At 44.3% G+C, this 422-nt stretch carries 1 protein-coding gene; it reads left to right on the forward strand.

The features are described from left to right. On the forward strand, positions 1–211 hold a 211-nt coding region (orn, locus tag UF06_RS18970), incomplete at its 5' end, for an oligoribonuclease (protein WP_045571824.1). Between the last annotated feature and the right edge of the window lie 211 nt (positions 212–422).

Raw genomic sequence — 422 nt, forward strand, 5'->3', positions numbered from 1 at the left:
GGTACCAAAAGGCGTATCGCCAATCTGCGGTAACAGCATCGGCCAGGACCGCCGTTTCTTGTACAAGCATATGCCTGAACTGGAAGAATACTTCCACTACCGTTACTTAGATGTGAGCACACTAAAAGAGCTGACTCGTAGTTGGACGCCAGAGGTGCTGGACGGTTTCTCTAAACAGGGCACACATTTAGCGTTGGACGTCATCCGTTAATCGATTGCGGAGTTAAAGTACCATCGCGAAACGATCTTTACGATCTAACTGTTAAGGCTGCGATCTAAATTGTTGTCATTCTTGATTGTTTTGCTTGCTTTTTCGTCGTTCAGTAAAAAATTAAAGTTTTTTTGAACGAAGGACTTGCATCACAAAAAAATGCTCTTATAATTCGCAGCCCTGAACAGCGGAAACGCTGTTGATGCGACAC

This window comes from Vibrio sp. S234-5 (assembly GCF_000960595.1).
Lineage (GTDB): Bacteria > Pseudomonadota > Gammaproteobacteria > Enterobacterales > Vibrionaceae > Vibrio.